19 protein-coding genes and 1 pseudogene are annotated in these 26,125 nt (G+C 45.4%); 19 read left to right on the top strand and 1 reads right to left on the bottom strand.

The genetic code is table 11. The annotated features are described in order from the left end of the window. From nuoN to ASG16_RS03500, 16 genes and pseudogenes are all read left to right on the top strand, one after another. Entirely contained in the window at window positions 1-1,533 is a 1,533-nt protein-coding gene (gene nuoN / locus ASG16_RS03575; protein WP_056486914.1) for an NADH-quinone oxidoreductase subunit NuoN, read from the top strand. A 104-nt stretch (window positions 1,534-1,637) separates the two neighbouring features. Continuing rightward, entirely contained in the window at window positions 1,638-1,868 is a 231-nt protein-coding gene (locus tag ASG16_RS03570) for a DUF1146 family protein (protein WP_048035071.1), read from the top strand. A gap of 97 nt (window positions 1,869-1,965) precedes the next feature. After that, entirely contained in the window at window positions 1,966-2,709 is a 744-nt protein-coding gene (locus ASG16_RS03565; protein WP_056486917.1) for a YwmB family TATA-box binding protein, read from the top strand. Between the two features lie 18 nt (window positions 2,710-2,727). Continuing rightward, window positions 2,728-4,053 (top strand): UDP-N-acetylglucosamine 1-carboxyvinyltransferase, encoded by a 1,326-nt coding sequence (murA, locus tag ASG16_RS03560; protein WP_016740202.1) that lies wholly within the window; start codon window positions 2,728-2,730, stop codon window positions 4,051-4,053. 172 nt (window positions 4,054-4,225) lie between these two features. Further along, complete coding sequence (gene spoIID / locus ASG16_RS03555; RefSeq protein ID WP_056486920.1) at window positions 4,226-5,242, top strand: stage II sporulation protein D; 1,017 nt, start codon at window positions 4,226-4,228, stop codon at window positions 5,240-5,242. 87 nt (window positions 5,243-5,329) lie between these two features. Then, window positions 5,330-6,064, top strand: coding sequence for a M23 family metallopeptidase (locus ASG16_RS03550; RefSeq protein WP_056486923.1), 735 nt, complete (start codon window positions 5,330-5,332; stop codon window positions 6,062-6,064). A gap of 180 nt (window positions 6,065-6,244) precedes the next feature. Then, entirely contained in the window at window positions 6,245-6,529 is a 285-nt protein-coding gene (spoIIID, locus tag ASG16_RS03545) for a sporulation transcriptional regulator SpoIIID (RefSeq protein ID WP_003388385.1), read from the top strand. Between the two features lie 81 nt (window positions 6,530-6,610). Next, entirely contained in the window at window positions 6,611-7,627 is a 1,017-nt protein-coding gene (gene mbl, locus ASG16_RS03540; RefSeq protein ID WP_015893600.1) for a cell shape-determining protein Mbl, read from the top strand. 7 nt (window positions 7,628-7,634) lie between these two features. Further along, window positions 7,635-8,603 (top strand): annotated as a pseudogene (locus tag ASG16_RS03535) (flagellar hook-basal body protein). Window positions 8,604-8,618: 15 nt separating this feature from the next. Further along, window positions 8,619-9,452, top strand: coding sequence for a flagellar hook-basal body protein (locus tag ASG16_RS03530; RefSeq protein WP_056486926.1), 834 nt, complete (start codon window positions 8,619-8,621; stop codon window positions 9,450-9,452). A 33-nt stretch (window positions 9,453-9,485) separates the two neighbouring features. Continuing rightward, a complete protein-coding gene (locus tag ASG16_RS03525; RefSeq protein ID WP_056486929.1) occupies window positions 9,486-9,740 on the top strand; it encodes a DNA-directed RNA polymerase subunit beta in 255 nt (84 codons plus the stop codon). 130 nt (window positions 9,741-9,870) lie between these two features. Then, a complete protein-coding gene (locus ASG16_RS03520) occupies window positions 9,871-10,392 on the top strand; it encodes a CDP-alcohol phosphatidyltransferase family protein (protein WP_048035064.1) in 522 nt (173 codons plus the stop codon). 164 nt (window positions 10,393-10,556) lie between these two features. Further along, window positions 10,557-11,015, top strand: a complete 459-nt coding sequence (gene fabZ / locus ASG16_RS03515) for a 3-hydroxyacyl-ACP dehydratase FabZ (RefSeq protein WP_056486932.1) — start codon at window positions 10,557-10,559, stop codon at window positions 11,013-11,015. Window positions 11,016-11,139: 124 nt separating this feature from the next. Continuing rightward, a complete protein-coding gene (locus tag ASG16_RS03510; protein WP_056486935.1) occupies window positions 11,140-11,877 on the top strand; it encodes a WecB/TagA/CpsF family glycosyltransferase in 738 nt (245 codons plus the stop codon). 27 nt (window positions 11,878-11,904) lie between these two features. Continuing rightward, window positions 11,905-13,005: a glycosyltransferase family 4 protein gene (locus tag ASG16_RS03505; protein WP_056486938.1), complete on the top strand. Its 1,101-nt coding sequence runs from the start codon at window positions 11,905-11,907 to the stop codon at window positions 13,003-13,005. 177 nt (window positions 13,006-13,182) lie between these two features. Further along, window positions 13,183-17,688, top strand: coding sequence for an S-layer homology domain-containing protein (locus ASG16_RS03500; RefSeq protein WP_056486941.1), 4,506 nt, complete (start codon window positions 13,183-13,185; stop codon window positions 17,686-17,688). Between the two features lie 76 nt (window positions 17,689-17,764). Here the strand turns inward: ASG16_RS03500 and ASG16_RS03495 are convergent, their stop codons facing one another. Then, window positions 17,765-18,424: a YigZ family protein gene (locus tag ASG16_RS03495; protein WP_056486943.1), complete on the bottom strand. Its 660-nt coding sequence runs from the start codon at window positions 18,422-18,424 to the stop codon at window positions 17,765-17,767. 272 nt (window positions 18,425-18,696) lie between these two features. On the opposite strand from ASG16_RS03495, the gene ASG16_RS03490 reads away from it, so the two are divergent. From ASG16_RS03490 to ASG16_RS03480, 3 genes are all read left to right on the top strand, one after another. Continuing rightward, entirely contained in the window at window positions 18,697-19,905 is a 1,209-nt protein-coding gene (locus ASG16_RS03490) for a TolC family protein (protein ID WP_048035059.1), read from the top strand. Between the two features lie 446 nt (window positions 19,906-20,351). After that, window positions 20,352-23,504: an S-layer homology domain-containing protein gene (locus ASG16_RS03485; RefSeq protein WP_048035058.1), complete on the top strand. Its 3,153-nt coding sequence runs from the start codon at window positions 20,352-20,354 to the stop codon at window positions 23,502-23,504. 120 nt (window positions 23,505-23,624) lie between these two features. Beyond that, window positions 23,625-25,997: a hypothetical protein gene (locus tag ASG16_RS03480; RefSeq protein ID WP_056486945.1), complete on the top strand. Its 2,373-nt coding sequence runs from the start codon at window positions 23,625-23,627 to the stop codon at window positions 25,995-25,997. Window positions 25,998-26,125: the final 128 nt, after the last annotated feature.

The following is a 26,125-nucleotide window of genomic DNA, read 5'->3' as shown; positions in this document are numbered from 1 at the left end:
ATGGAGGTTAAAGATATTTTCTCATATGACTGGAGCTACCTTCTGCCCGAGTTTATCATTCTTGGCTTTGCTACCTTTTTATCACTGCTGGATCTTTTTGCGGGCAAACGTCTTGGCAAGCAGGTCATCGGTTGGCTATCCTTTCTGGCAACGGTCTTAGCGGCGATCTTTGTGATCATCAACATGAATGCTCTCGATAAGCCATACAGCTACATGATCGACATGATCCGAATCGATGATTACGGCAATGCGTTCAAGCTGATTTTCCTGGCAGGGACAGCTTTTGCCATTCTCATCTCGCTGTCTTACCTGAAATCGGGGGAAGTCCAGCACAGAGGCGAGTATTACTATTTGCTGCTGACCGGGCTTCTCGGGGCTATGGTCATGGCTTCGTCGGCTGACTTGATTACCTTGTTTGTGGGACTGGAGCTATTGTCTCTCTCGTCCTATGTACTGGTCGGATTGCGAAAAAAATCACGGCTTTCCAACGAGTCGGCGTTCAAATACGTCGTTTCGGGAAGTATTGCCACGGCTGTGCTCCTGTTTGGGATGTCGTACGTGTACGGACTCACGGGAACCACTCATATTTATGAAATCTCATTCCGATTGGCAGAAGCGGGAATGGCGGGCTATCAGTTCCTCGTCTATACGGCGTTTGCGTTTCTTGCAGTAGGTCTTGCATTCAAAATATCTGCAGCGCCTAACCACATGTGGGCGCCAGATGTGTATCAGGGTGCTCCTACCCCTGTCACTGCTTTCCTGGCAGTTGTGTCAAAAGCAGCAGGGTTCGCGCTGATCTTTCGAGTGATGATGATCTCGTTTTTCAACGTTTCCGATGGAACGGGATCAGGACGGTTCTTTTTCGAAGAGGGAAGCCTCTATCTGGGGCTGATGGCAGCGGCCTCGATGATTATCGGGAATACGATGGCGCTCAGGCAGACAAACGTCAAGCGTATGATGGCTTATTCAGGTATTGCGCAAGCGGGCTATTTGCTCGTGCCGTTTGTACCGCCGACCTCTCTCTTTTTCAGCGAAGTAATCTTCTATCTGTTCGGTTATTTGATCGTCAGCTTTGGTGCTTTCGCTGTGATTATGGTTGTATCTCGTGAGCAAGAGACAGAGGATTTGAAAGGATTCGCTGGATTGTATCATCGCTCACCAGTGATGGCCATTGCGATGAGCATCTTCCTCTTGTCCTTGGCAGGTATCCCGATTACGGTTGGCTTCTTCGGGAAGTTCTATCTGTTCATGGGTACATTAGTGGTAGAAAACTACTGGCTGGCGGCGATTATGATCATCACCAGTGTCATTTCCTACTACTACTACTTTGGGATTATTCGTCAGATGTACATGCGTCCTGGGACAACCGAAGCACCGATGGTTGTGCCAAAAGGCATTTTGACGTTTATTCTCATCATGGCAATCGCTACCGTATTCTTCGGTGCTTTCCCGGGTCTGGTTACCGACTATATCCAGATTCAGTTCAATCCGTCCTTTGATTTTGGGAACATGCTCTCTCCCAGCTCTCAGTGATACTCGTAACTGAATAGCACTTCAGGTACAATAGAAGGGATGGCTCGTGATCGGGCCGTCCCTTTTTCTATGATTCTCGGTAGGGTAATGAGGAGGTAACGAGCATGCCGCAAGAAGTATATGGCTTGTTGAGTATCATTTTATCGATTGCGTTTATTGGACTCGCTTGGTGGGCGTTGCAATCCTTTCGCTTTGATAAGATTTTGAAAAAACCAAATGGTGCTCAGGCGAAGCTGTTGCAAATTTTTCTTTCCATTGTGATTGGATATGAACTGTCCCGCTTTTTCCTTGATTACTTGGGCTGGTCCCTGACATTCGGGAATTTGTTCAACTAAATACCCAAAGACGACGATTCGCTGGTATATCCACCCAGTTACATGTACAAAATGAGAAGTACAAAGAGATACATGTAAGCAAAGGGAGAGGGTATCAATGGGGAAATGGTCTGGTTGGTGCGTGCTGGCTCTATTGCTCGTGATGGGGGCCGTGTATTGGATGCCTGCACAAGCAAAGGAAGAAAAGCCGGTTGTGACGGAAATGATGAAAGTACTAGAAGAAACGGGCGCAACGGGTGTATCGGTTCAGGTACGTATGCGTACGGCGATGGGAGAAGGCCTGCGTTCTGAACAAGTAAAAGAGTTGGCGACGAAATGGGCACAACAACTTGAGATTCCGTTTTCCCCAAGCGAACAATCGCGTAAACACAACATACTCGCATATAGGACTACATACACACAAAACGGCGTGGATCTGAGCTACGAGGTGACAGGAGTTCCTAAAAATGGAGCATTTTCTGTATATCTAGTACTTCAGTTATCTGGAAACCGTGATTCCCTACTATATATTGGACAAGTACAGGAAACCTTCACGAATGCCCTGCAAAGCGCCGACTTTATTCCGCAAATTAGCACTTGTATTCGCGGATTGTACAATGTTAAGATGGGTGTTGACCAACAGGAGGGTAAAATATTGTCGATTTTTGGTACTCTCCAGGCGACAGAATTAGAACGTTTGCAAGATGATACGGTTGTCAGCATTTCAGGGTATACCCCTATGTGGGAATCATTCATCGCGTTAAACGGTCAAAAGATGAATCTACAGGTGGCTACGCATCGTGACAGCCATTCTGGAACATGGATTACGGTAGGTACACCAATCATCACTGTGGAATATTAGCACGCGGAGGGGTACACATTGGATAAAATTATTGTCCGTGGTGGTAAGGCATTGGCTGGAAATGTAAAAGTATCTGGCGCCAAAAATGCCGTACTCCCTATTATTGCAGCATCTATCTTGGCAGAAGAAGGGACTTGCGTCATCTCAGATGTACCAGGCCTCGACGATGTCCGGACGATATGCGACCTTTTGAAATCGATGGGAATCTCCCTTACATATGATCATGAAGTGCTGACGATCGATGCTTCCAAGCTTACGAGTGTAGAAGCGTCCTATGAACTGGTCCGCAAAATGCGCGCATCTTTCCTCGTGATGGGGCCGCTTTTAGCTAGAAAAGGACAAGCTCGTGTCGCTCTTCCTGGTGGTTGTGCCATTGGTACACGCCCGATCGACCAGCACCTAAAAGGGTTTGAGGCTATGGGAGCCAAAATCGAAATCGGACAAGGCTTTATTGAAGCGACGGTAGAAGGTCGATTGAAGGGTGCGAAAATCTACCTGGATATTGCTAGCGTCGGTGCAACAGAAAATATTATGATGGCCGCTGCTTTGGCAGAGGGAACCACATTGATCGAAAATGCGGCAGAAGAGCCGGAGATCGTTGATTTGGCGAACTTCCTGAACAGAATGGGAGCAAAAATCCGCGGAGCGGGTACAGGCTCGATTCGCATCGAAGGCGTGGAAAAGATGAAGGGCTGCACACATTGTGTCATTCCTGACCGCATTGAAGCAGGAACTTTCATGGTGGCTGCAGCGATTACTGGTGGGGATGTCTTTGTGGAAGGTGCGATTTGCGACCATCTCAAATCCGTGACTGCCAAGCTTCGTGAAATGGGCGTGGACATTGAGGAGCAAGAAAACGGCATTCGTGTACGCCGCACAGGCCCACTGAAAGCAGTTGACCTCAAAACGCTGCCATACCCTGGCTTCCCGACGGATATGCAGTCGCAAATGATGGCGCTTTTGCTTGTTTCAGAAGGAACGAGCATCGTGACCGAAACAGTATTTGAGAACCGCTTCATGCACGTGGAAGAGTTCCGTCGCATGAATGCGAACATCAAGATCGAAGGCCGCAGTGCCATCGTCGAAGGTGGTTCCAAGCTGACAGGCAGCAAGGTAGCAGCAACTGACTTGCGTGCGGGTGCAGCACTTGTACTGGCTGGGCTTGTATCTGAGGGAGAGACTGAGGTTTCTGCCCTGCACCATATTGACCGTGGCTACGTAAACTTTACGGAAAAGCTATTGGCTTTAGGAGCAGATGTAGAACGCGTGGTTCCAGAAGAAAAGGCTCGTGAAAAAGCAGTTTCCGAAACCATCAAAGTAAGCTTCTCTCCTAATTTTGCTTGATAAATGCGTCAACCATATGGCAAAACGAAAGATTCTCTGCGGATGCAGGGGGTCTTTTTTTCGTTCTCTCGACTCTCTCACTCTCTCGTTCTACCGCTCTGTTGCAGAACATAGACTTTAGTAGGTTATTCAGACTTTTCGTGTCTAGTACGTAACGGGGAGGATCTCTTGCATGAAACGCTATCTACTCATGTGGTTTATCGCTTTACCGATCTTGCTCGTCCTGATGCCTGCTGCTCTGGTCTTTTGGTTTTCACCAGAAAAAGGTCCTGTCAGTCAGCCAACTGTGGCCGTCTCGGAACCTGCCATACCAGCGACGAAGGAATCTGCTGCCTCTCTGCCAGTAAAGGTGTACCGCACAGAAAAAAAGGTCGTGGAAACATTGCCGCTAGAAACGTATATTACCGGAGTCGTAGCGGCGGAAATGCCTGCTGAGTTCGAGCTGGAGGCTTTAAAAGCACAGGCGTTGGCGGCCAGGACCTATATCGTGCGACGGTTAAAAGAGGGCAAGTTTGATGATGTGCCATCAGGCGGGCAGGTATTGGATACGGTGCAGCATCAAGTCTATATGGATGAACAGCAGAGGCGTGAGCGTTGGGGAGACCAATACGAATGGAAAAACAAACGCATCCAGCAAGCAGTAATGGCGACGGCAGGGGTTATCCTGACCTACCAGAACGAGCCCATTGACGCGACGTTTTTTTCCACCAGTAATGGTTTTACAGAGAACTCGGATGAATATTGGGAAAAGCCCATTCCTTATTTGAAGAGCGTTGCGAGTCCTTGGGATATTCAATCTCCTCGCTATGAGGAAACGGTTGTCATGTCCACCGTGGAGCTAGAAAAGAATTTGGGTGTCAAGCTCACACAGGAGGCTTCTACCAATGGTTCCTGGTATCGGATCGAATCGCGTACAACCGGAAATCGCGTAGGAACCATCAGCATTGGCGGCAAGGAATTTACGGGAAGAGAGTTTCGTGAAAAGCTCAATTTGAATTCTTCTTCCTTTACGCTGGACATGCGCGGTAATCAGGTTTTCATTACGACCAAAGGGTACGGACATGGTGTCGGGATGAGCCAGTGGGGAGCAAATGGAATGGCCAAAAGCGGCAAAAGCGCGGAGCAAATCGTCAAGCACTTCTACCAAGGAATTAGTCTGCAAGAGTATAAAAGAGTGATCCCAGCTTAAAAGAAAAGCAAATTTTTACTTTTCCCTACTCTCTCAGGTTTATACGCCAAAATTCTGGCGATACTGAGGGATGAGGTGATGAATAAAATGGAAGATCAAAAAAATCAAAATCAACCGATTCCATTCAAGAAGACAAGTTCTTGGAAAAAAGTTTTGGGCAAGAAATGGGCGTTTCCTGCAATCTACATCGGCACCGCAGCAATCATTCTCGCTTTTGTGATGTGGTATCAGGGCAATGTCATGGACACGGTATCCAAAATGACGAATGGCACAGATGGCGTGGCAGTGACAACTCCTGCAGCTCCTGAGACAACTACACCGCAAAACGAAGAAGCGGTACCTGCTACAAGTGGCGTACAACCACTCGCATGGCCAGTAGGAAAAGGTGTGCAGTACAATGTGGGCATGAACTACTACGATGAGAAAGCTTCCAAGGACAATCAGCAAAAAGCATTGGTGAGCTTCGACAGCACCTTCTATCCGCACACAGGTATTGACCTCGTATCCACGGATGGCAAGAGCTTTGATGTCATCGCAGCTCTTGCGGGTAAAGTAGTAAAAGTGGTGAACGATCCACTTGTCGGCAACGAGATTGAGATTGAGCACGCAGACAAAATGATTACGGTATATCAAAGTCTGGAAAGCGTAACAGTCAAACCAGGCGATGCAGTGACACAAGGTCAAGTAATCGGGTCTGCTGGGCGAAACACCTTTGAAAAAGACGCTGGCGCACATCTTCACTTTGAAGTTCGCATCGATAACAAGCCTGTCAATCCAGAGCAATACTTGATTCAGGCTGAAACGGAAGTAAAAAATCAATAACCATTGAATTTAGAAAAACACCTGCAAAATACAACAATTGCGGGTGTTTTTTTGCGTGTGGTACAAACTGTTGAAAAAAGATGCGGCCGTGCTGGCTTGTCAGGCTTGGAAACGTAGAATATGTGTCCCTACGTACCCATATATTGTATCAGACAATGTAGATACAAGGAGGCGAGTAATGTGCACGACTACATCAAAGAGCGGACCATCAAAATCGGCCGATATATTGTAGAGACAAGAAATACGGTTCGGATGATCGCTAAAGAGTTCGGTGTTTCGAAAAGTACTGTGCACAAGGACTTGACTGAGCGGCTGCCTGAGATAAATCCAGAGTTGGCGAACCAGGTTAAGGAAATTTTGGAATATCACAAAGCCATCAGACATCTTCGGGGGGGCGAAGCGACCAAAATCAAGTACAAACGGCGTAGTAAAAAAGTACGAGTAGAACAGGAGGAGAGTGTGTAAGAAAGAATTTCCTTGTCCTCTCACGTAGAAGAGCCTATGATATTAGGTAGAAATGTAACTGGTAATCAGGGAGGACCTTTCATGTTTGGCAAAGATATCGGAATCGACTTGGGCACGGCCAATGTCTTGGTTTTTGTAAAAGGCAAGGGAATTGTCCTAGACGAACCATCTGTCGTGGCAATAGATAGTAAAACCAGAAAAGTTTTGGCCGTAGGAAATGAAGCCTATCGCATGGTAGGCCGCACCCCAGGAAACATCGTAGCGATCCGACCTTTGCGAGAAGGGGTTATCGCGGATTTTGAAATTACAGAGGCCATGTTGAAGCACTTCTTGAACAAAATTGGTGGAAAGAGCATGTTTGCCCGTCCGCGTATTTTGATTTGCTGCCCGACCAACATCACGTCTGTTGAGCAAAAAGCAATTCGTGAAGCAGCTGAGCGCAGCGGTGGAGCAAGAGAAGTTTTTATCGAAGAAGAACCGAAAGTCGCCGCAGTTGGGGCAGGTATGGACATTTTTCAGCCGTCCGGTAATATGGTAGTGGATATCGGTGGGGGAACGACCGATGTAGCGGTATTGTCGATGGGCGATATTGTCACGTCTTCCTCCATTAAAATAGCTGGCGATACATTCGATGTGGCTATTATGCGTTACATAAAAAATAAATACAAATTGCTGATTGGAGAGCGTACGGCTGAAGATATCAAGGTTCAGATTGGAACCGTATCCGGCGGACGCCAGGACGAAATGGACATTCGGGGTCGAGACATGGTAAGCGGCTTGCCGCAAACGATTACCATTCGCTCCAATGAAGTCCAGGAAGCCCTGGCTGAGTCGGTGAGTGCAATTGTACAAGCCTCAAAATCTGTTTTAGAACGAACACCTCCGGAGCTTTCTGCCGATATAATTGATAAGGGTGTTTTCCTGACCGGTGGTGGCGCATTATTGCACGGTATTGACGAGATTCTGGCAGAGGAGCTGAAGGTTCCTGTGCTGGTAGCGGACGAGCCAATGATGTGCGTTGCAAAAGGAACAGGAATGATGCTGGACTATTTGGACAAGATGCCGGCTCACTCGAATAAGCGATTATTCAGGGGGTAAGATTTAAGTGATCAGAGGCTTGTATACGTCTGCATCTGGCATGCTGGCTTTGCAGAACAGGCAGGAATCGCTGGCGAACAACTTAGCAAATATCAATACACCCGGGTTCAAACAGGACGTGGGTGTCATGCGTGCATTTCCGGAGCAATTGCTCTCCCGCATGAATGATCAGGAAGGACTGGATGTTCCGGGCGTCCCTACTATGCCTGGACAACCTGCCATTATCGGGCGTTTGCACACAGGGGTATACATGTCGGAGGCGCTGCCGAATTTTGCGCAGGGGGATATTGAAGAGACACGCAATCCGTATGATCTTGCGTTGATGGACAATATTCAGCCAGATCAGGATGGAAATGAGCGACGGTTGTTTTACAGTGTGGCGCGGATTGAGGATGTGACTCAGCCAGCTCAAGAGGAGGATATTCGTTACACGCGAAACGGCAACTAGAGCGTGAATGCGGACGGTTACTTGGTAACAGCCGATGGGTACTATGTTCTGGACAACCAAAATCAGGCGATTCGAGTCAATGATCCAGTTAGTGGAATTAATGCTGGACAAGATTTGAAGATCAACGAAGCTGGTGAATTGTTGTACAAAGACCCGAACACGAATGAATATCAATCTTTGGCAGCACATCCGCGTTTGGGACTGGCTGTAGTAACCAATCCCTTGATGCTGGTTCGTGAGGGAACCAACGTTTTTCGTTGGGAAGGCGACATAGACGTCGAAGCGATTGATGTTGCTGAAGCGAACGATCAAGCAGCTCTGGCGGCAGGTACTTACGCTACGCCTACGATTGCAGGTCGATACGGTATGCAACAAGGCTGGCGTGAACGCTCCAATGTAGACCCTGGTCAAACCATGACGAACATGATGAGTGTTCTTCGCGCTTATGAAGCGAACCAACGGGTCATTACGACGATTGATGGTACGTTGGATAAGGCTGCTAATGAAATCGGTCGTGTTAACGGATAATAGGAGGTAGGAAAGATGCAGTCGCTTAATATTTCCACATCAGCTATGCGCGGTATTCAGCAAGCGTTGGACAATACAGCCAACAACCTGGCGAATATTGATACAATCGGGTACAAGCGCCGGGTCGCATCGTTTTCCGAGCTTCTCTCCGATTCGATGAATGAACAGCCGGCAGCAGACAATCAAAATCGGAATACGTCAGTAGGGATTCGGATCGGAAGCGGTGCCCGTCTTGGCATGACCAAGCTGGATCTTGGTCAAGGTAGTGTGAAAGTTACGGATGTGCCAACAGATGTGTTGGTTGAGGGAGACGGGTATTTTCTAGTCACTCACAAGATCAAGGACGCTACTGGTGCTGTCATTCAAGAGGAAAATCGATTGACACGCGACGGCTCTTTCAAGGTCTCATTCGATGATGATGAACAAGGTTATGTATTGCACACTACCTCTGGTCACATCTTGACTGACGAAAACGGGGTAAATATTGTATTGCCAGAGCCAGTCACCAATATTCAAATTACTGCCGATGGAGCGCTTACTGCCAATGGAGTGTCTTACGGCAATATCGGTCTTTGGAAAGTAGACAATCCTGATCAGTTGCAGCAAGTCGGTCAGAATCTGTTTGATGCTGAGTTAGATTCCGGTGCAAATCCAACTACTAAATACACCAATGCCCTCATTACAGGCGATGCTACACTGCGACAAGGAGCACTGGAAAGCTCCAATGTAAGCATGACAGAGGAAATGTCCCAACTGGTGAACATTCAGCGTGCATATCAATTGAACTCACGCGCAGTCGGCATCAGTGATCAAATGATGGGCATTGCCAACCAACTGAGAAGCAGATAACCCATATTAATCAACATGACGGAGGAGAGGAGCATGGAACAAGGGAAGAGTAAACGTTTCCCGCGTCAAACCGAAGAAGTTAAGTCAAAAGGAAAAGAGCGGGAACGGAGCGGCAAGAATTGGCGGCTGAGAGTTGCCAAGATGGTGCTGGTCCCACTCCTGCTGTTTTTCTCACTGGTCATTGGTTTGATGATCGGATACGGTGGAGTTGGCAAGAAGCCAATGTCTGAAGTATTCAATTTGGGAACCTACACACATATGTGGGATTTAATGTTTGAAGATACGTAGAAATATAGCTGGACAAGCCCGAACCTATGGTTGGGGCTCTTATTTTTTCGAGGACTTGTTGTGGTGTTTGTCCACAGAGTATAATAGATCGAGTGGTTGAAAAAGGAAGTGACGATTTGAATACGGAGGGATGTCCGTGAATCTTCCTAATTTGCTTACGATCTTTCGCATCGTGCTCATCCCTTTGTACCTGTATGTCTTTTTTTCGGAGTTTCCGTATCATGTTGAAATCGCTTTAGGCATTTTGATTTTGGCGGGAGTGACCGATATTGCGGACGGGTACATCGCGCGGAAGCATAAGCTTGTGACCACCATCGGAATGATGTTAGATCCTCTGGCAGATAAATTAATGATGTTGGCGGTCATCGCCTCATTATTTTTGACGGATCGAATCAGTATATGGGCCGCCCTGTTTTTCTTTGTACGCGATCTGGCAATGATAGTAACAGGAGCTGTGTACCATTTCCGCGGGAAAAAAACCGTCCCGGCAAACGCCTATGGCAAGCTGACAACTGTTCTTTTGTATGTTGTCATCCCACTGGTAATGTATCGCTATGAGTACAGTGAAGAGATACTTTGGTCCGTTATAGCGTTCTCCTTTATTGTGAGCGCGATTTATCTGGCAAAGGCTCGACTATTGAACCGCGTGTAAGGTTGAAAAAGAGCACTTCCCACTCTTTGGGGAGGAAGTGCCCCTTTTATCTTAACCCCGCTTGTCCGTTCAACTGGGGCGGGAGTTATGTATATTGTTTCTTTGGTCAAAGGGTATTCATGCATAGACAAGTCTAGTTAAGTATGGAAATGGAGCGATACATAATGGAAATCAAAGCGCCTTTGGATATTATGCAAATTCAGGAAATCATTCCACATCGTTACCCGTTTTTGCTGATAGACAAAATTGAAGAGCTGGAGTTGGGAAAAAAAGCGGTTGGCATTAAAAATGTCACGGTAAATGAACCGTTTTTCCAAGGCCATTTTCCTGGTTATCCAGTCATGCCTGGTGTCCTTATTGTGGAAGCACTGGCACAGGTTGGGGCAGTAGCGATGCTCAGCATGGAGGAACATCAAGGAAAAATCGGACTGTTCGCAGGTATTGATGAATTCCGTTTCAAAGATCAGGTGAAGCCGGGAGACACGCTGGTACTTGAGGTTGAGCTTACTCGTGTGCGTGGTACCGTCGGAAAAGGGCATGGCAGAGCACTGGTAAATGGGAAAGTAGTAGCAGAGGGCGGATTGATGTTTGCCCTGACAGCAGGAAATAAGGCACATTCATGATCATCTTGAATGTGCCTTTCTTTTCGGGTAGAATGGCTAATGGGCAACTCCATACATGAAAAGGTAGTCTAAAGAGGCATCTTTTTAAACATTCATTTACTAACAAGCACTTGAAGGTGAAGAAATGACCAAACAGGTCGCAACCATATTAGATGTGCCATTTACGACTCGCGGTTTCCGTGAGACTGTCGATCATATAACAGAGCGCATTCAAAGCGGTCAAAAGACCCACGTGGTGACCGCCAATCCGGAAATCGTCATGGTAGCAAGAGAGAATCGCGCTTTCCGTTCTATTGTAGAACAAGCCTATGTCGTTCCAGATGGAATTGGTATCGTGTACGCTGCTAAATGGACGAATCAGCCAATTTATGAGCGCGTTACGGGTGTGGAGCTTCTGGAAGCGCTCATGGCGAAAGCCGATCAACATCAGTGGGGCGTGTATTTACTCGGCGCCAAGCCGGATGTTATTCATTTGGCAAAAGACAAACTGAGTGCTCGTTATCCGAACGCCCGAATCGTCGGATGTCGGGATGGCTATTTTCGCCCAGAAGAAGAAACGCAAATTGTACAAGAAATTGCCGAAGCGAAACCGCAGCTCCTGTTCGTCGCACTGGGTGCGCCCAGACAAGATGAATGGATGGCAAAGTATCGCGATCAGTTAAATGCCTCCCTGATGATGGGGGTAGGCGGAAGCTTTGACGTCATTTCCGGGAAAGTGAATCGTGCTCCCGAGATCTGGCAAAAATTGCATTTGGAATGGTTTTACCGACTTGCTTCCGAGCCTTCTCGCTGGAAGCGTCAACTGGCTATTCCCCGGTTTGTTCTAACCGTTCTGAAAGAAAAATGGAGTAGCCGTTCCTAGATGCATCCGTAGAGAGGAGAACAGTCGATGTCTACACTAATCCTCGGATTTCTGACTTCGCTGATCATATCGTTTATTGCAACACCGTATGTAAAAAACCTGGCTGTAAAAGTAGGAGCAGTGGATGCCCCGAACCAGCGCAAGGTTCACACGAGAATCATGCCACGTATGGGTGGCTTGGCTATTTATATCGGCTATTTGGTTGCGTTCTTCCTATTTGTTCCGTATACAAGCATTTCGGAAATGCTGGGAATTTTCATCGGAAGCACGATCGTTATGGTCGTCGGCATGCTCGATGACAAATACCAGCTCTCACCAAAATGGAAGCTGCTCGGACAGCTAGTCGCAACAGCGATTGTCGTCATTCCTTTTGGCTTGAAGATCGGCGTCGTGAATCTGCCGTATAGCGGAAGTATTGATTTCAGCAGTGGTTGGCTCTTCTGGCTCGCGATTCCGATTACGATGTTTTGGATTGTCGGGGTAACGAATGCGGTGAACCTGATTGATGGTCTCGATGGCCTGTCGGCAGGTGTGTCTGCGATTGCTGCAGGGACAATGGGTGTTATGGCCTTGTTGATGGACGATTACAAGGTAGCGACCTACTGTTTCGTGCTCCTCGGAGCGATCCTGGGCTTTCTCTACTTTAACTTTCATCCGGCTCGCCTGTTTATGGGCGACACCGGTTCGCTTTTCTTGGGCTTCAACCTGGCCGCTCTGTCGATCATGGGCTTTAAAGAAGCGTTGTTCGTTTCTTTTATCATTCCAATCGTCGTGCTGGGTGTACCGCTCTGGGATACGTTCTTCGCCATCGTGCGCAGGATCGTGAACAAAAAGCCGATTTCAAGCCCAGACAAAGGGCATTTGCATCACTGTTTGCTGAATATGGGTCTGTCGCACCGCTCGACTGTACTCACGATTTACTCGATCAGCATTTTCTTCGGGACGATGGCGATCCTGCTGACGAAGACGACGAAGTGGACGACGATTATTGTCATGGTCGCGCTACTGATTGCCATCCATCTTGGAACGGAGATCGTTGGACTGGTTAGCCGTCGTCATCGCCCGCTGATTAATACGTATAGACGGATCAAAATTAAGCAAGCCGAACAACAGCGTCGGACGAATTAAAAATACGAAAAGCCCTGGCATCATTTTGATGCTGGGGCTTTTTTTCACCAAAATTTAGGGGGAAACACTTAAGTAAAGAAGAGAATTGTCCGATAAAGAAAGGGGAGAAGTATACTGCCCGATCTTTTTTGGAGCGGGACAAATAAGCAATTCAGAATAATATGGAGAGGTGAAAAAATGAACAAGTCCTATCAACAATTCCGTCGCTGGCTGGCAATGTGCCTGACGATGATGCTGATTGTTACAGGTGTTTTGCCAGCTGTACCTGCCTTTGCGGCACTTGGTTCCAACTGGAATACTGGGGCTGGTATCATAACGCCAACTGCCTTTCTTGCGACTGGTAGCGGTAACGGTTATGCCTACAGTACCCCAATCAAGACCAAATCGAAATTAATATATGGTGTCGAGCTTTTTTACAAAGATACCTCGAAAAATGGTCAAGGCGTTGATGTATCAATTGATGGGGTTCCCCTTGCGAATAACCAACTATTCGCAAACGACAAAATTACACTGCCGGATTTTCAACTGAACAGCAGTGGGGCAGTGACTAAAGTTACGGTAAGACCAAAAGTTACGTTAGATCCAACGAATGATACAACAGAGATCTACTTTCAGTACACACCAACTCCTTCCGCTTCGGGAACAGGTCCGCTAAAGTTCACGAATTCTGGGCAAGGTGAGCATCAAAGCGATCCAAAAAAGGTAACAAGTCGAACAGTAACGGGCTTGCCATACACCTATACCATCTCAGCCGCAGTGGATAAAACACAGGCTGTCGAAGTCCAAGTAAACGGAGTGACCGTTCGAACTGTAAATGGAGCTGGAGGCGTATTGCCAGATATTGATTTATCTCCTGGCCTGAATGCTGTACAGCTTTTTGCACCGAATACAGGTGAGCGTGACGTTATTTATTACGAGTACAACTCGCAGAATAGCCCGATTTCGATTACAAACTTTTCGGGTGGAACGACAGCCTATAACCCAGTGGTTTATGGCGATTCCACAATCACACTGATTGGTACGTATGGCAGTGGTGTAACCGGAAGCAGCTTGCGAATCAAGCTGATTACGAACAACGGCCAGACGGTTCAGGATTTATCGAATACTGCTCCATCGATTAACGGAAGCACTTTTACATTTAGCAATATCAGCCTGAAACCAGGTCTGAATCAAGTCGCCTTCTATGAAAAGGTGGGAAATGTAACAAAAGAGCACTACCAGTTCTTTGTTCAATACAACAACACACCACTCGTTAGTGATTTGAAAGTGAATGATACACCACTGAACGATCCGAATGTCACTTCGAGTCCGACTTATATTACAGTTCCTTCGACCAACCGTCTGAATTTGAACATGGACGGAAAAGCACTCAATGCAGATACAGTTGAAGTGAAAAACCTGCGTACAGGTGATGTAGTCAAAACACAGGTGAACCGCACCGGATCTTTTGGATTGAGTGTACCATCGCAGCTTGGTGAAAATACCCTGGAAATCAGAGTGTTCAACCAAAATAAGGAAGTAGGGACATTCGTCCGCAAGCTGTTGGTTACCACTACATCATCCGGAAGCTCTGATCAGTTTTACAAAGTAATGCTGGGTGGAGTATCACTACAGCCGAACCAACTATCTACGGTAACAGGTGCAACGTATTCTCCAGCCATGACACTGAATGGTGCGGCACTTTTGAAATTTGTAGATATTGCTGGTGAGCAGCAGTTCCAGGAATTCAAGGTCACGATTTCCGAAGGTGGAAGTAAGAGTGAATACAAGAGTGGAAGTGGATTAACCTTTACACCGATCGGCAATCCGCAAAGCGGCTTTACCGAATATGCGGTAACTGTAGGGGTACCAGCAGGAGTCTTCCAGGATGGAAAAACGTACAAAGTATCGTTGAGCTACCAGTACTTGACAAAAGCATCGAACAATACCGTAACTTCTCCATCTGGCTTTATTAATGTTGCGAACTACGAGTACGAGTTCAAGTACTTAGACAGCACGAAGCCGAATATTACAAAAGTGATCAATTTGGCGAACGCACAAGAGTTGTCTCCAACGGCTGCAAATACGATAGTTACTTCGCCGCTGGAATTGAAGGTCGTCACACAAAATATCTCGAATCCAAACACTACTATAAACATTACCTATAACGGACAAACACTGGCGGCAGGGACTGACTATGTTATCCAGGCAGGGTCCGATGGATTTACACTCACGCTGAGAAAGTTGCCACAGGGTCAGGGTAAATTGGTAATTGGATATAATGGTGGTACAGCATCGACATCTGCTGCCTATACACTGGATATTCGTATTACTCCATATGCGCAAATCACCTATGTAGATGCAACAGGGCAGGTTCGCAGCTTCGAAGACGGATATCAAGTGAAGAGTGAGAACGATATCCGAAATCTTGACGGAAAAGTGTACAACTACGTATTGAAGTCGGGTAATATTGAAGCAACGTTGAACGGAGCAACTATCAACATTACCGATATCGATACCAACAAGGGCACATTCCTGATTCAAAAAGACCAACTCGGTTATAAAAAGGGCAACAACGTCCTGAAAATCACGTTAAAAGACGATCCAAAAACTGTTTTTACCTACAATGTTTCGTATAACACATCCAAGACACCATCTGTAGAGGATGTGAAGCTGGAGATCATCTCCAATGGTAAAACCGAAGAGCTGATGAAAAAAGCTGGAGACCCGGCCTATAAGACGGGTGCCAACTTCTTGAGCAGCCTGAGCTTTACCGTAAATGATGCGACACATGTATATATCGAAAAGAACGGAAAACGGATCAATGATTTCCGCTACAAGAGTGGGGATTGGGATCAAGACACGACGAATCAGGAATACGTAAAGACTCGTCTGGAAGCAGCATTAAATAACGATTTGGAAGACCTGTTTGATGAGCACAACATTGATTCACAGTCTCGTTCCCGATTTGGAGGGAAAATGAGCACGAAGAAGTATGGCGATCTTGTTGAGGAAGTGCAAGATGCTGTAACTGATGCGAAAGAACAGGAACAAAAATTGGGCCTCTTCCCTCTGACTCTGAAAAAGGGTGGAACAACGGTCTACACAATCGTTGCAGAAGATGACAATGGTACTGTCATTCGCTATGACATCAACATCGATCAGAAATATTCCAGCTGGGAAGTTCTGTCCCCAGTAAAAGCAAAAGAAAACGATCCGTACATCATCGTTAATAGCAACAGCGCAGTTGTAAAAGTGTTTGCGGAAAATGCGGACAAAGTATTGTTCGGCAAAACAGAAGCGAAAGTAACGAATACAACAAACCCTGATTTCTATTACGACGATGACCAAGGAAAAACAATTCCAGAAACCTACTACGTGTTTACATCTACAGTTCCACTTAAAAAAGGTTTAAACACAGTGAAATTCTCGGTTGTAGTAGGCGATAGCACCTATAAAGACGAAATCAAGATTTACAATGCGAGCTCGAATGTAAATGGTGCTGAATATCGTGATGTATTAGGGAAGAAAGTAGCGTTTAGCGTATTTGATAAGCAATTTGATCTGAAGTTTCCGAAAGGTACCGTATTGCTGTCGCCAGATGACAGCCGTGCTGGCCAAGAAGTGAAGAATCCAAACGGAGACATTTTTGTCGATGTGCCTCTCTATTTTGGTATGGCAGACCGAACAACAGGACAAGTAACCATTGAAGAAGACAATTTGGAGGACAGGCTGGTACTCGAATCCAACTTTAACTACGCAAGTCCGTTGTACTATGTCGATGCAGGTGACACAGAGGCTCCGGGTGGACGTGATCCATACTACGATGAAGGCGATGCTCAGGACTTTAAGAGCCGTTGGCAGGACAATCTTGTTCCAAGCCTCCGTGGAACACTTACCATTAAATATGATCCATCGATCGTAAATGCTGCGAACAACATCTTGACCATTTACTATCACAATGGTGACGAGTGGAGAAACATTGGTGGTGTAGTGAATACTGGCGCGAAAACCGTACAGGTACCGTTTGCTGGATTTGGTTACTACATGGTCATGAAAACAAGAGAATCCTACGATGATGTCATTACCCATGATTTTGCTCGCGATGCGATTGAGACCTTGTATGCAAAAGGCATCATGCCAGCATACAGTGGAAGCAGTTTTGGTGCAAACCGTGACATGACACGCGGTGAATTTGCAACGATGCTGGTAAAAGCGTTGGCACTGCCAATTAACGCTGGTCCATATAAGGATAGCAATGAGCGTGATCCGTTAGAACCAACCTTCACGGATGTCCGTCCTAATCGCAATACGTGGGATTATGAGTACAAGTACATCGAGACGGCTGCTCGCGCTGGGATTATTCGTGGAAAACAGCCAGGCTACTTCCGTCCAGACGACTCTCTGACACGTGAAGAAGCAGCAATCATGATTGCGCGTGCACTCAACATGAAATTGGCTACACTCGATGCATCCAAAGTGGCATTGAATAAAATGTTTACAGATGCGAAAGATGTAAGCTACTATGCAGCTCCATCTGTACTGGCTGTCAGCAAAGGCAAGCTGATGAACGGTGAAGTCGATGACCCATCCGTGAAAAAGCCAACCTACAGCTTCAAGCCAACTCATAATTTGACTCGTGCAGAGATGGCTGTTATCACAGTACGTGTGATGGTCCAACTCAAAAAACTGCCTAAGCAGTAAGCGAATCTATTTCGCTATATATAATAGAAGAAAAGCTGAAGAGGTCATCTGCCTCTTCAGCTTTTTTGTTGAGAAATTACTCTTCTTCCACATCTCCAACCGCGTCCACCGGAACCTCGACATACTCCTTTTCCCCGAGCACGATCTGAGCTTGTCCATTCGTCAAATCAACCATTCGCGCGACGAACTCATCCTGTTCACCCTCAGGAATCAACACATGCGCCGTAACCTTGTCTGTGAAATCCGTACTACTTACGCGATGATCGCCCAGACGCAGTTCGTTTTCCACCTTGCCCCACCACGTGTAGTCGACGCTGACAGAAATGGTTTGATGCAAGGTATGCACCACGATCTTCGCAGCCTTTAGTGCAGTGACCGTTCCCGCTGTATAAGCCCGAACGAGTCCACCGGCCCCTAGCTTGATTCCGCCGAAATAGCGGGTGACGACGACGACCGTATCTTTCACACCGTTTTTCTTGATACACTCGAGAATCGGTTTGCCAGCTGTACCACTGGGCTCCCCGTCATCACTTGAGCGCTGAACCTGATCGTTTTCGCCAATGACAAAAGCGGAACAGTTATGGGTAGCGTCCCAGTGCTTCTTCTTAATCATCGCGATAAACGCTGTCGCTTCTTCCTCCGTTGTAACCCGCTGGGCATATCCGATAAAACGGGAGCGTTCAATAACGATATAGTCCTCACCGTAGCCAGCGATCGTTTTGTATTGGGTAAGCATCGTACAATCACCTCAAGAAAAGGATAGCATGCAAAAGAAATGTTGGCGAACACTGAAATGTTTTTGACACATAATCGTAGTACTCTATGTAGTGCTTGTGGAATAAAAAAGGAAAGGGAGGAGCTATCGATGATTCCCTTATGAAAATGCTGGTATGGCATAATTTTGCGTGTGAGAAGTATAACTCTGTGATATAGTGATCTTGGGACAAACCACATATTTAATGTGGTTAATAATTTTATACTTAACATAAAATAAAGGAGTGGAATTCAGTGAATTTTCCATATTCGAAAAAGAAATGGATGTCCATCAGTTTGGCGGCAGTATTAACAACAGCACTTGGCGCAGGAAGCTTGACGGCATCTGCGAATACAGGCTCCGATCAAACAAAGGCACCTACAACTGTACAAGCATCAAATGATAAAACAGCAGCACAAACCGGTACAGAAAGCCAGTCTACTCCTGAGGCAGCTACAAGTGATGAGCTGACTTTGGAAAAAGCTGTTGAACAGTCTCTGAAGACAAATGCTAAGCTGAATGAGACACGTCTGGATGCCAAAAATGCAGACATTAATCAGTCACTTACTTATGTGAGTAACTCTGAAATGCCAAGTAGTACAATTGAGACGCTAGAAGATGCACAACGCAAATTTGTAACAAACGAGAATGGGAAAGTGAACAAAAAGCTCAATGCACTGTACGTAAAATCAGCTGAAGCAAAAACAAAGCTAGGGGCACAAGATGTCTATTACAAGCTGATTTTTGCTCAAGATGATTTAAACTTGAAGAAACAAAGCTTGGCGCGTTCAGAAGCACAGTTGAAGGTAGCAAAGGCTGCATTCGATGTGGGAACGAATGCAAAAACAGATGTTTTGGAAGCAGAGATGGGAGTAGCAGCGGCAAAAGCACAATTGAAGTCTGCAGAAAACGCTGTAGAAATTGCCCTCATGAATCTGAATGACTTCCTCGGAGTAGATTTAAATAAAGAATGGAAGCTCGTCACATCGAATAAGCAAACGGCTCCTATTAAGCTGACGCTCGAACAAGCCAAGCAACAGGCACTCACCAACCGGGTAGAAATTACGAGAGCAGAAGAAGAGCTCAAGCTGGCTGAACTGAACGTGAAGCTGATCGATGAGTATTTGGCTGTATCTACTCTTCAAGGCCAGCAGGCACGCAACAATGTGGAAAAAGCTAAGCTTTCCATCGATGAGCAAAAGCGTGTTGTTACCAAAGATGTAACAGAAGCATATCTCAACCTGAATGCGGCAAGAGAAGCGATTGAGTTCCGCAAGTCTGCAAAGGACTCTGCTGCGGAGAGCTATCGCCTGAAAAATCTGCGCTTTGAAAATGGCCTCGCAACTACTTTGGAGGTTATCCAGTCCGAAGAAGCATTGTCTACCAGTGAGAACGAGTACCAAAAAGCTGTTTTGACATACAATCTGGCTGTTGTAGCTTTTGAAACAGCACTGGGTAACTAACTGGAAACAAGATTTGCAAGCTTTTGAATCAAATTGGAAAAAGGTTCAGTCGTGACAGCCCGCCATATGTCCCCTATAATACGATTGTGGCGGATGTCACTTCGTACATAACTGACAGGTGAATAACGAACCACGAAAAAAACTTTAATTTTTTTTCGAAGGCGCCGCAACTTTTGATTCGCTCAGGCGTTTAATAGGATGTCACACGAAAAACGGGGAATTGTGTAAAAAAGATTCACGAATTCTAGCAGTTGTGTTACACTAGTGATTGTTGCATTTTACACAATACTGAATATACTAGAGATTTTTAACACAAAAAGCGAGGCTTTCCTGCGAAAGGAGGTGACACGCGCTTGCAGGATTCGGGCTTTAAAAAGAAAGATAGATTAACAACAAATATTCCCCAAGAACAATTTGTTTATACTAGAGGAGGAGAACACAAGGTTATGAAAAAGGTCGTTAACAGTGTATTGGCTAGTGCACTCGCACTTACTGTTGCTCCAATGGCTTTCGCAGCAGAAGAAGCAGCAACAACTACAGCTCCTAAAATGGACGCTGAAATGGAAAAAACCGTAAAACGTCTGGAAGCTCTTGGCCTGGTAGCAGGTTATGGCAACGGCGATTACGGTGTAGACAAAACTATCACTCGTGCAGAGTTCGCTACTCTGATCGTTCGCGCTCGCGGACTGGAGCAAGGTGCGAAATTGGCACAATTCAGCAATACTTATACTGATGTTAGATCTACTGATTGGTTTGCTGGTTTCGTAAACGTAGCTTCCAACGAAGAAATCGTAAAAGGTTTCCCGGACAAATCTTTCAAACCACAAAACCAAGTTACTTATGCAGAAGCGGTTACTATGATCGTTCGTGCACTGGGTTATGAGCCATCCGTTAAGGGTGTATGGCCTAACAGCATGATCTCCAAAGCTTCCGAGCTGAACATTGCTAAGAGCATCACTACTCCTAACAATGCAGCAACTCGTGGCGACATCTTCAAAATGCTCGACAACGCTCTTCGTGTAGACCTGATGGAGCAAAAAGAATTCGGGACTGACGTTCGTTATGAAATCACGAATGAAAACCTCCTGACTAAATACCTGAAAGTTACTGTTCGTGACATGGAGTGGGCTCAAGAAGCTGGTCGCGATGGCGATGACTTGCCATTGGTAACAAACGTACCTGCTATCGGTCTGGGCAAAATCAAAGCTAACGAAGTTACTTTGAATGGTAAAGACGCTGGTATCGGCAACACTACTTACAAAGTAGCTGACGGTATCAACTCTAACGAATTCGCTGGTCAACACGTACAAGTGTGGATCAAAGACGACCGTGAAGACGTAATCGTTTGGATGGAAGGTTCCACAGACGAAGAAGTTATCATGGACCGTGTGAGCGAATGGGAACTGAAAGGCAAATCTTTCACAGATGCTAAAGATCTGAGCAGCTCCGATCTGAAAGATCTGAAACTGGTTCTGGATGCTAGCGAGAAATCCTACCGTCTGAACAAAGACACTGTTGTTACTTACAACTTCAAACGTTACTCTGATGCAGTTGACGGCTTGAAAGAAATCATCAAAGATGGCGACGGCTTCACTTTTGGTGTGAAAGTTGTTCTGGATGACAACAACGAAATTGCTTACATGCACGTAATCGACGATCAAACTATGAACCAAACTGACGAAGGTCGTAAATATGGTTCTGAAGTGATCAGCAAAGTCGATGTTGAAAAGAAAAAGATCACGAACATTGACAACGACAAGTTCAATGAGCTGGAAAACAAAGACGAAGGTAAAGACTTCCTCGTGTTCCTCAATGGTAAACCAGCTAAATTCAGCGATCTGAAAGAAAACATGGTTTACAGCGTTTACTATCCAGAAGGTGACGAAGACAAGTTCCTGATCTTCGCTACTGACACAATTGTAGAAGGTAAAGTAGACAAAGTTGTTATGCGTAACAGCAATGACTACCGTCTGACTGTTGGAGATAAAACATACCGTATCTACAAAGGTGCTACTTACTCCGATAACGGAAACAAAGACGTTGAAGATACTGATGGATCCAACTGGGATCTGATCAAAGATCTTGACGGCGAAACAGTAAAACTGTACCTGGATGCTTCTGGTCGTGTTCGTCACGTAACTACTAAGGATCCAATCGACGATCGCAAACAAAAAGCAATCGTTACTCGTGCAGCTTACCTGGACTATGGTAAAGACAAATGGCAATTCACTGTATTGACTCAAAAAGGCAAAAAAGTGAATGTTGAGTTGGAAGCTGAAGACATCTATGATGTAAACGGCAAAAACTTCGACAAAAACGGTAACGAGAGCGAACTGGAAGACCTTCTCCAACCTAAGAAAGACGACAGCAACGTTCTGCTGGAAGTTGAACTTGACAAAGAAGGTAAAGCAGAAAAAGTTCGTATCCTGAAAACCGATCTGATTCGTTCTTCTGGAGCAGAGTGGGACAAAATTGCTGACGAAGACGACGAAATGGTTGACGACTACGAAGTAACTGATGATACTGCTATCTTCAACATGACTGGTGAGATCAAAGACGCTAACAAACGTCCTGAACTGAAAAACGCTAAAGCTGCGAAGTTCAAAGACATTGCAGACGAAGACGATCTGACTGTATACTACACAGTTGACCAAGATAAAGATGAAGTTGAAGCAATCTTCGTAGTTGAAGGCGACGGTTTGGGTGGCGATGCCCAATACGGTATGGTTTGGGATTACGGAAGATCCGGTGGAGATGACACTATCCAAGTTCTCACTAAAACCGGTGACAAAGTAGAACTGAAAACTTACCCATTGGACAAAGATTCCGAAGATCTGAAAGACGATCGTGGTATCAAACGCGGCGACTTCATCGCATTCCAATTGGATACTAACGATGAAGTAGTTGTGGACGATGTTGTTGAAGTAGTTAACAACAACCTCGAAGATTCCGACGAGAAAATGCTCGCTAAGATCGCTGACGAAGACGAGTGGAAAGATGCTAGCATCGACAAAATCAAAGTGGGTCTGGTATCCAACGTAGATGGCAACACCATCACTGTTAAAGATGCTGATGACAAAAAATCCACTATCAACACTAAATCTTCCACTGCATTCCTGGAGATCTTCGATGATCTGGAAGGCGTTGACGGCGTAAGCAAAGGCGACTACATCGTTGCTATCGATAGCTCCGACGTTTCCGGTAACAAATACGACTACGTATTGATCATCTCCGACGAAGATGAAGTAGATAAACAAGGTTGGGAAGATGAAGCAGAAGCGTTCCTGAGACAAACACCTGGCGATGGTGGCGAAATCCCAGGTAAATGGGATGCTATTGCTGACAACGCAACTGGTAAACAGTTCGCTATCGGTCCAGTAAACTCTTACTCTGTAACTGTAGAAATCAAATCCGGTAAAGAATCCGAGATTGATAAAGCAGTTATCAAAGTTGGTGGCGAAACCTTCACTGGTAAAGTAAGCAACGGAGAAATCGTATTCGAATTCTCTACTGATAAAACAGATGCTACTTCCGGTGTAATCACTGTAACAAGTGAAAAAGGCGAAACTGACAAAGCAAACGTAACTTTCAAAAAATAATTTTGTGAGTTAAAACCTTTTACGTGAGTCGAACAGCGGAGGGAGTCACCTCTCTCCGCTGTTCATTACATACTCACTCACAAAAATAGACTTCCTATCAAACTTACGGAGGGGTAGTACGTGAATAAAAAAGTAGCTCTTTCCATCCTTTCTGCTACAGTAGTTGCTAGCATGGCTTCTTCCGCTTTTGCAGCACCAAAATCTGGTGTTTACCTGGGTGGAGATGTAGACAGATATTATGAATTGCGTGACCTGTTCAACCTGACAGATGCAGGTAAAACAAAATTTGCAGCTGACATGGGAGTAACTTCTTTCGACAAACTGATCTACGTTGACTTCGACGGTAAAGGTGCAAGCCTCCGCGAAATCATGAACGGTGAGTTCAGCAAAGTTAAGAGAGACCTGAAAAAATCCGATTTCGAAGGCGTTTATACGAAAGCTAACCTCGATGGTACTAACGGTGCAACTTATGACCCACGCAATGATGCTATCGATGCTCCAACTGGCGATCTGAAAGTTGAATCTGTAACTGCTATCAACGCTACTCAAGTTAAAGTAGTGTTTGGTGTAAAAGTAGATAGCAATGATGCAATTGACAAAACTAACTACTCTATTAATGGTGCTAATCCAACAGGCGTAGAATTGGCTGAAGACGGTAGAACTGTTACTTTGACTTTCGCTTCTAAGTCTAATGTTGAAGTAACCGATGGTGTAGTAGTTGTGGAACCAGTTGTTACTGAAGCAGATGCTACTAAATCAACAGCTAAACACACTTCCGTTTTGACTTATGAGGACACTGTAAAACCTGAAATCGTATCTGCGACAGGTAAAACTAATGGTGCAGTTGCAACTAGTGTAACTGTTGTTGCATCTGAGCCAATCCAAAGTTCTTTGGCTAAGATCAATGGTACTTACTACGGTATCGACTTCAAGGGAACTGCTACTGCAACAATCAATGGTCTGCAACTTGATGCAACTAAGCCACATACCATTGAGTTGGTTAACCTGACTGACAAGAGCGAAAACATAACTGTATCCACTTCTAAAGCAATCACAATTACTGTAGATGCAAATGCTCCGACAGCTGCTCTGTCCGCGTCTAGCGACAAAGCGATTCTGTTGACATTTGATAAAGCTATGGATGCTAACTCTGTAATTGCTGCGTTCCCAACTAACATTGGCGTGAAGGACGAGGCTTTGGCTGATGTACAGCATGGTGTTGTTACTAAAGTTGAAGATAAAAATGACACTCAATTCCTGATCCCTATTTCTCAAGCTCTTTACACTAATAAAGACAGCCGTACTTTGACTGTAGTTATTCCGAACACAATCAAAGACAAGTTGGGTAATGCAGTAGCTCCAACAACTAAAACTGTTGTTCTGAGCAAAGATGTTACAAAACCTGCTTCTACTGGCTATAAAGTTGTTAAAAACGCTCAGGGTAATGTAACTTCATTGGAAGTGAACTTCTCAGAAGGTTTGGCAGCTGGTACCCCAGTTAAACCTACAATTGTAAACGAAAATGGTGTTGATGTTACTGACACTCTTTTGGGTGGCGTAACTCCAGCTGCAGTTCAAGCAGGAGATAAAAAGGTTACATTGAACTTTGCTAATCCAGCTAAAGTTGCAGGAAAGTTCCATATCAGCTTCCCAGCTGCATTTGTTACTGACCAAGCAGAAACACCTAACACCTCTGCAGTATTCAACCAAACAGTTGATTTCGGTGCAGGTTCCGCATCATTTGATTTGGCAGAAGCTCCTAAAGCTGCTGGCAATGTAATTACAGTTAAATTTGGCCGTGCAGTTAAAGGTGGAGCAGTTGCTAACTCTGCAACAGATGCTGCTAACTATACTTTGGCTGGTAAACCATTGCCTGCTGATACTATTATCAGACTTAATCAAGCTCAAGACACTGCTACTATCACGCTCCCAGTTGGTTCTATCGAGAAGACAGATCAAGCTGCTGTATTCACTGTAGCAAACGTAAAAGCAATTAGTGGTGAAGTAGTTACTAACTACACTGGAACAGTGGAAGTTAAGGATAATGTTCAACCAGAACTCCAAACTGCTCAACTGAATGCTGATGGTTCTATTAACCTGACATTCAGTGAAACATTGGCTGTAGATCCTGATGCAGATGATTTGGTGGTAACTGTAAATAACTTGCCACTGGATAAAGATTTGTATAATGTAAACAAAATCTCAGTAGGTTCTGATGCAGGTAAATACCTTCTTACTGTAACTGGTGCAACTTACGGTAATGGTACACCTGAACAAGCAGATGATGTACTGTATATTGATGTTAATAAAAATGGTGCTTATGATGCGGCTACAGACATTTTGACTTCTGTTCCAGCATCCGTAGGCTCTACTGTAAACCTCAATAACAGTTCTATCTCTTCTGTTAAAGTAGGAACTCAAGCAACTCCAGATACTGCTAAAGATGCTGAAAACAACATGCTTAAAGGTAATACAACAAAAACTGTTAAGTAATATTACTTAATAGGAACAGGTGAGGATTTTCTCCTCACCTGTTTTTTTGTTTTGTCTGTTTTATATACACAACGTTAAAAGAATTGAAGTGACTTTTTTGAAGAACATTCATATAAAGTATGTGTTTT

Origin of the sequence: Brevibacillus sp. Leaf182, from assembly GCF_001423865.2 — a bacterium.
Taxonomy (GTDB): Bacteria; Bacillota; Bacilli; order Brevibacillales; family Brevibacillaceae; genus Brevibacillus; species Brevibacillus brevis_C.
The sequence above is the reverse complement of the archived record's forward strand: the minus strand, read 5'-3'. Positions and strand labels throughout refer to the sequence as shown.

Excerpts from the sequence above, each read along its gene's own strand:
- nuoN (WP_056486914.1), top strand. The coding sequence starts at position 1 with ATGGAGGTTAAAGATATTTTCTCATATGACTGGAGCTACCTTCTGCCC.
- ASG16_RS03570 (WP_048035071.1), top strand. The coding sequence starts at position 1,638 with ATGCCGCAAGAAGTATATGGCTTGTTGAGTATCATTTTATCGATTGCG.
- ASG16_RS03565 (WP_056486917.1), top strand. The coding sequence starts at position 1,966 with ATGGGGAAATGGTCTGGTTGGTGCGTGCTGGCTCTATTGCTCGTGATG.
- spoIID (WP_056486920.1), top strand. The coding sequence starts at position 4,226 with ATGAAACGCTATCTACTCATGTGGTTTATCGCTTTACCGATCTTGCTC.
- ASG16_RS03550 (WP_056486923.1), top strand. The coding sequence starts at position 5,330 with ATGGAAGATCAAAAAAATCAAAATCAACCGATTCCATTCAAGAAGACA.
- mbl (WP_015893600.1), top strand. The coding sequence starts at position 6,611 with ATGTTTGGCAAAGATATCGGAATCGACTTGGGCACGGCCAATGTCTTG.
- ASG16_RS03530 (WP_056486926.1), top strand. The coding sequence starts at position 8,619 with ATGCAGTCGCTTAATATTTCCACATCAGCTATGCGCGGTATTCAGCAA.
- ASG16_RS03525 (WP_056486929.1), top strand. The coding sequence starts at position 9,486 with ATGGAACAAGGGAAGAGTAAACGTTTCCCGCGTCAAACCGAAGAAGTT.
- ASG16_RS03520 (WP_048035064.1), top strand. The coding sequence starts at position 9,871 with ATGTCCGTGAATCTTCCTAATTTGCTTACGATCTTTCGCATCGTGCTC.
- fabZ (WP_056486932.1), top strand. The coding sequence starts at position 10,557 with ATGGAAATCAAAGCGCCTTTGGATATTATGCAAATTCAGGAAATCATT.
- ASG16_RS03510 (WP_056486935.1), top strand. The coding sequence starts at position 11,140 with ATGACCAAACAGGTCGCAACCATATTAGATGTGCCATTTACGACTCGC.
- ASG16_RS03505 (WP_056486938.1), top strand. The coding sequence starts at position 11,905 with ATGTCTACACTAATCCTCGGATTTCTGACTTCGCTGATCATATCGTTT.
- ASG16_RS03500 (WP_056486941.1), top strand. The coding sequence starts at position 13,183 with ATGAACAAGTCCTATCAACAATTCCGTCGCTGGCTGGCAATGTGCCTG.
- ASG16_RS03495 (WP_056486943.1), bottom strand. The coding sequence starts at position 18,424 with ATGCTTACCCAATACAAAACGATCGCTGGCTACGGTGAGGACTATATC.
- ASG16_RS03485 (WP_048035058.1), top strand. The coding sequence starts at position 20,352 with ATGAAAAAGGTCGTTAACAGTGTATTGGCTAGTGCACTCGCACTTACT.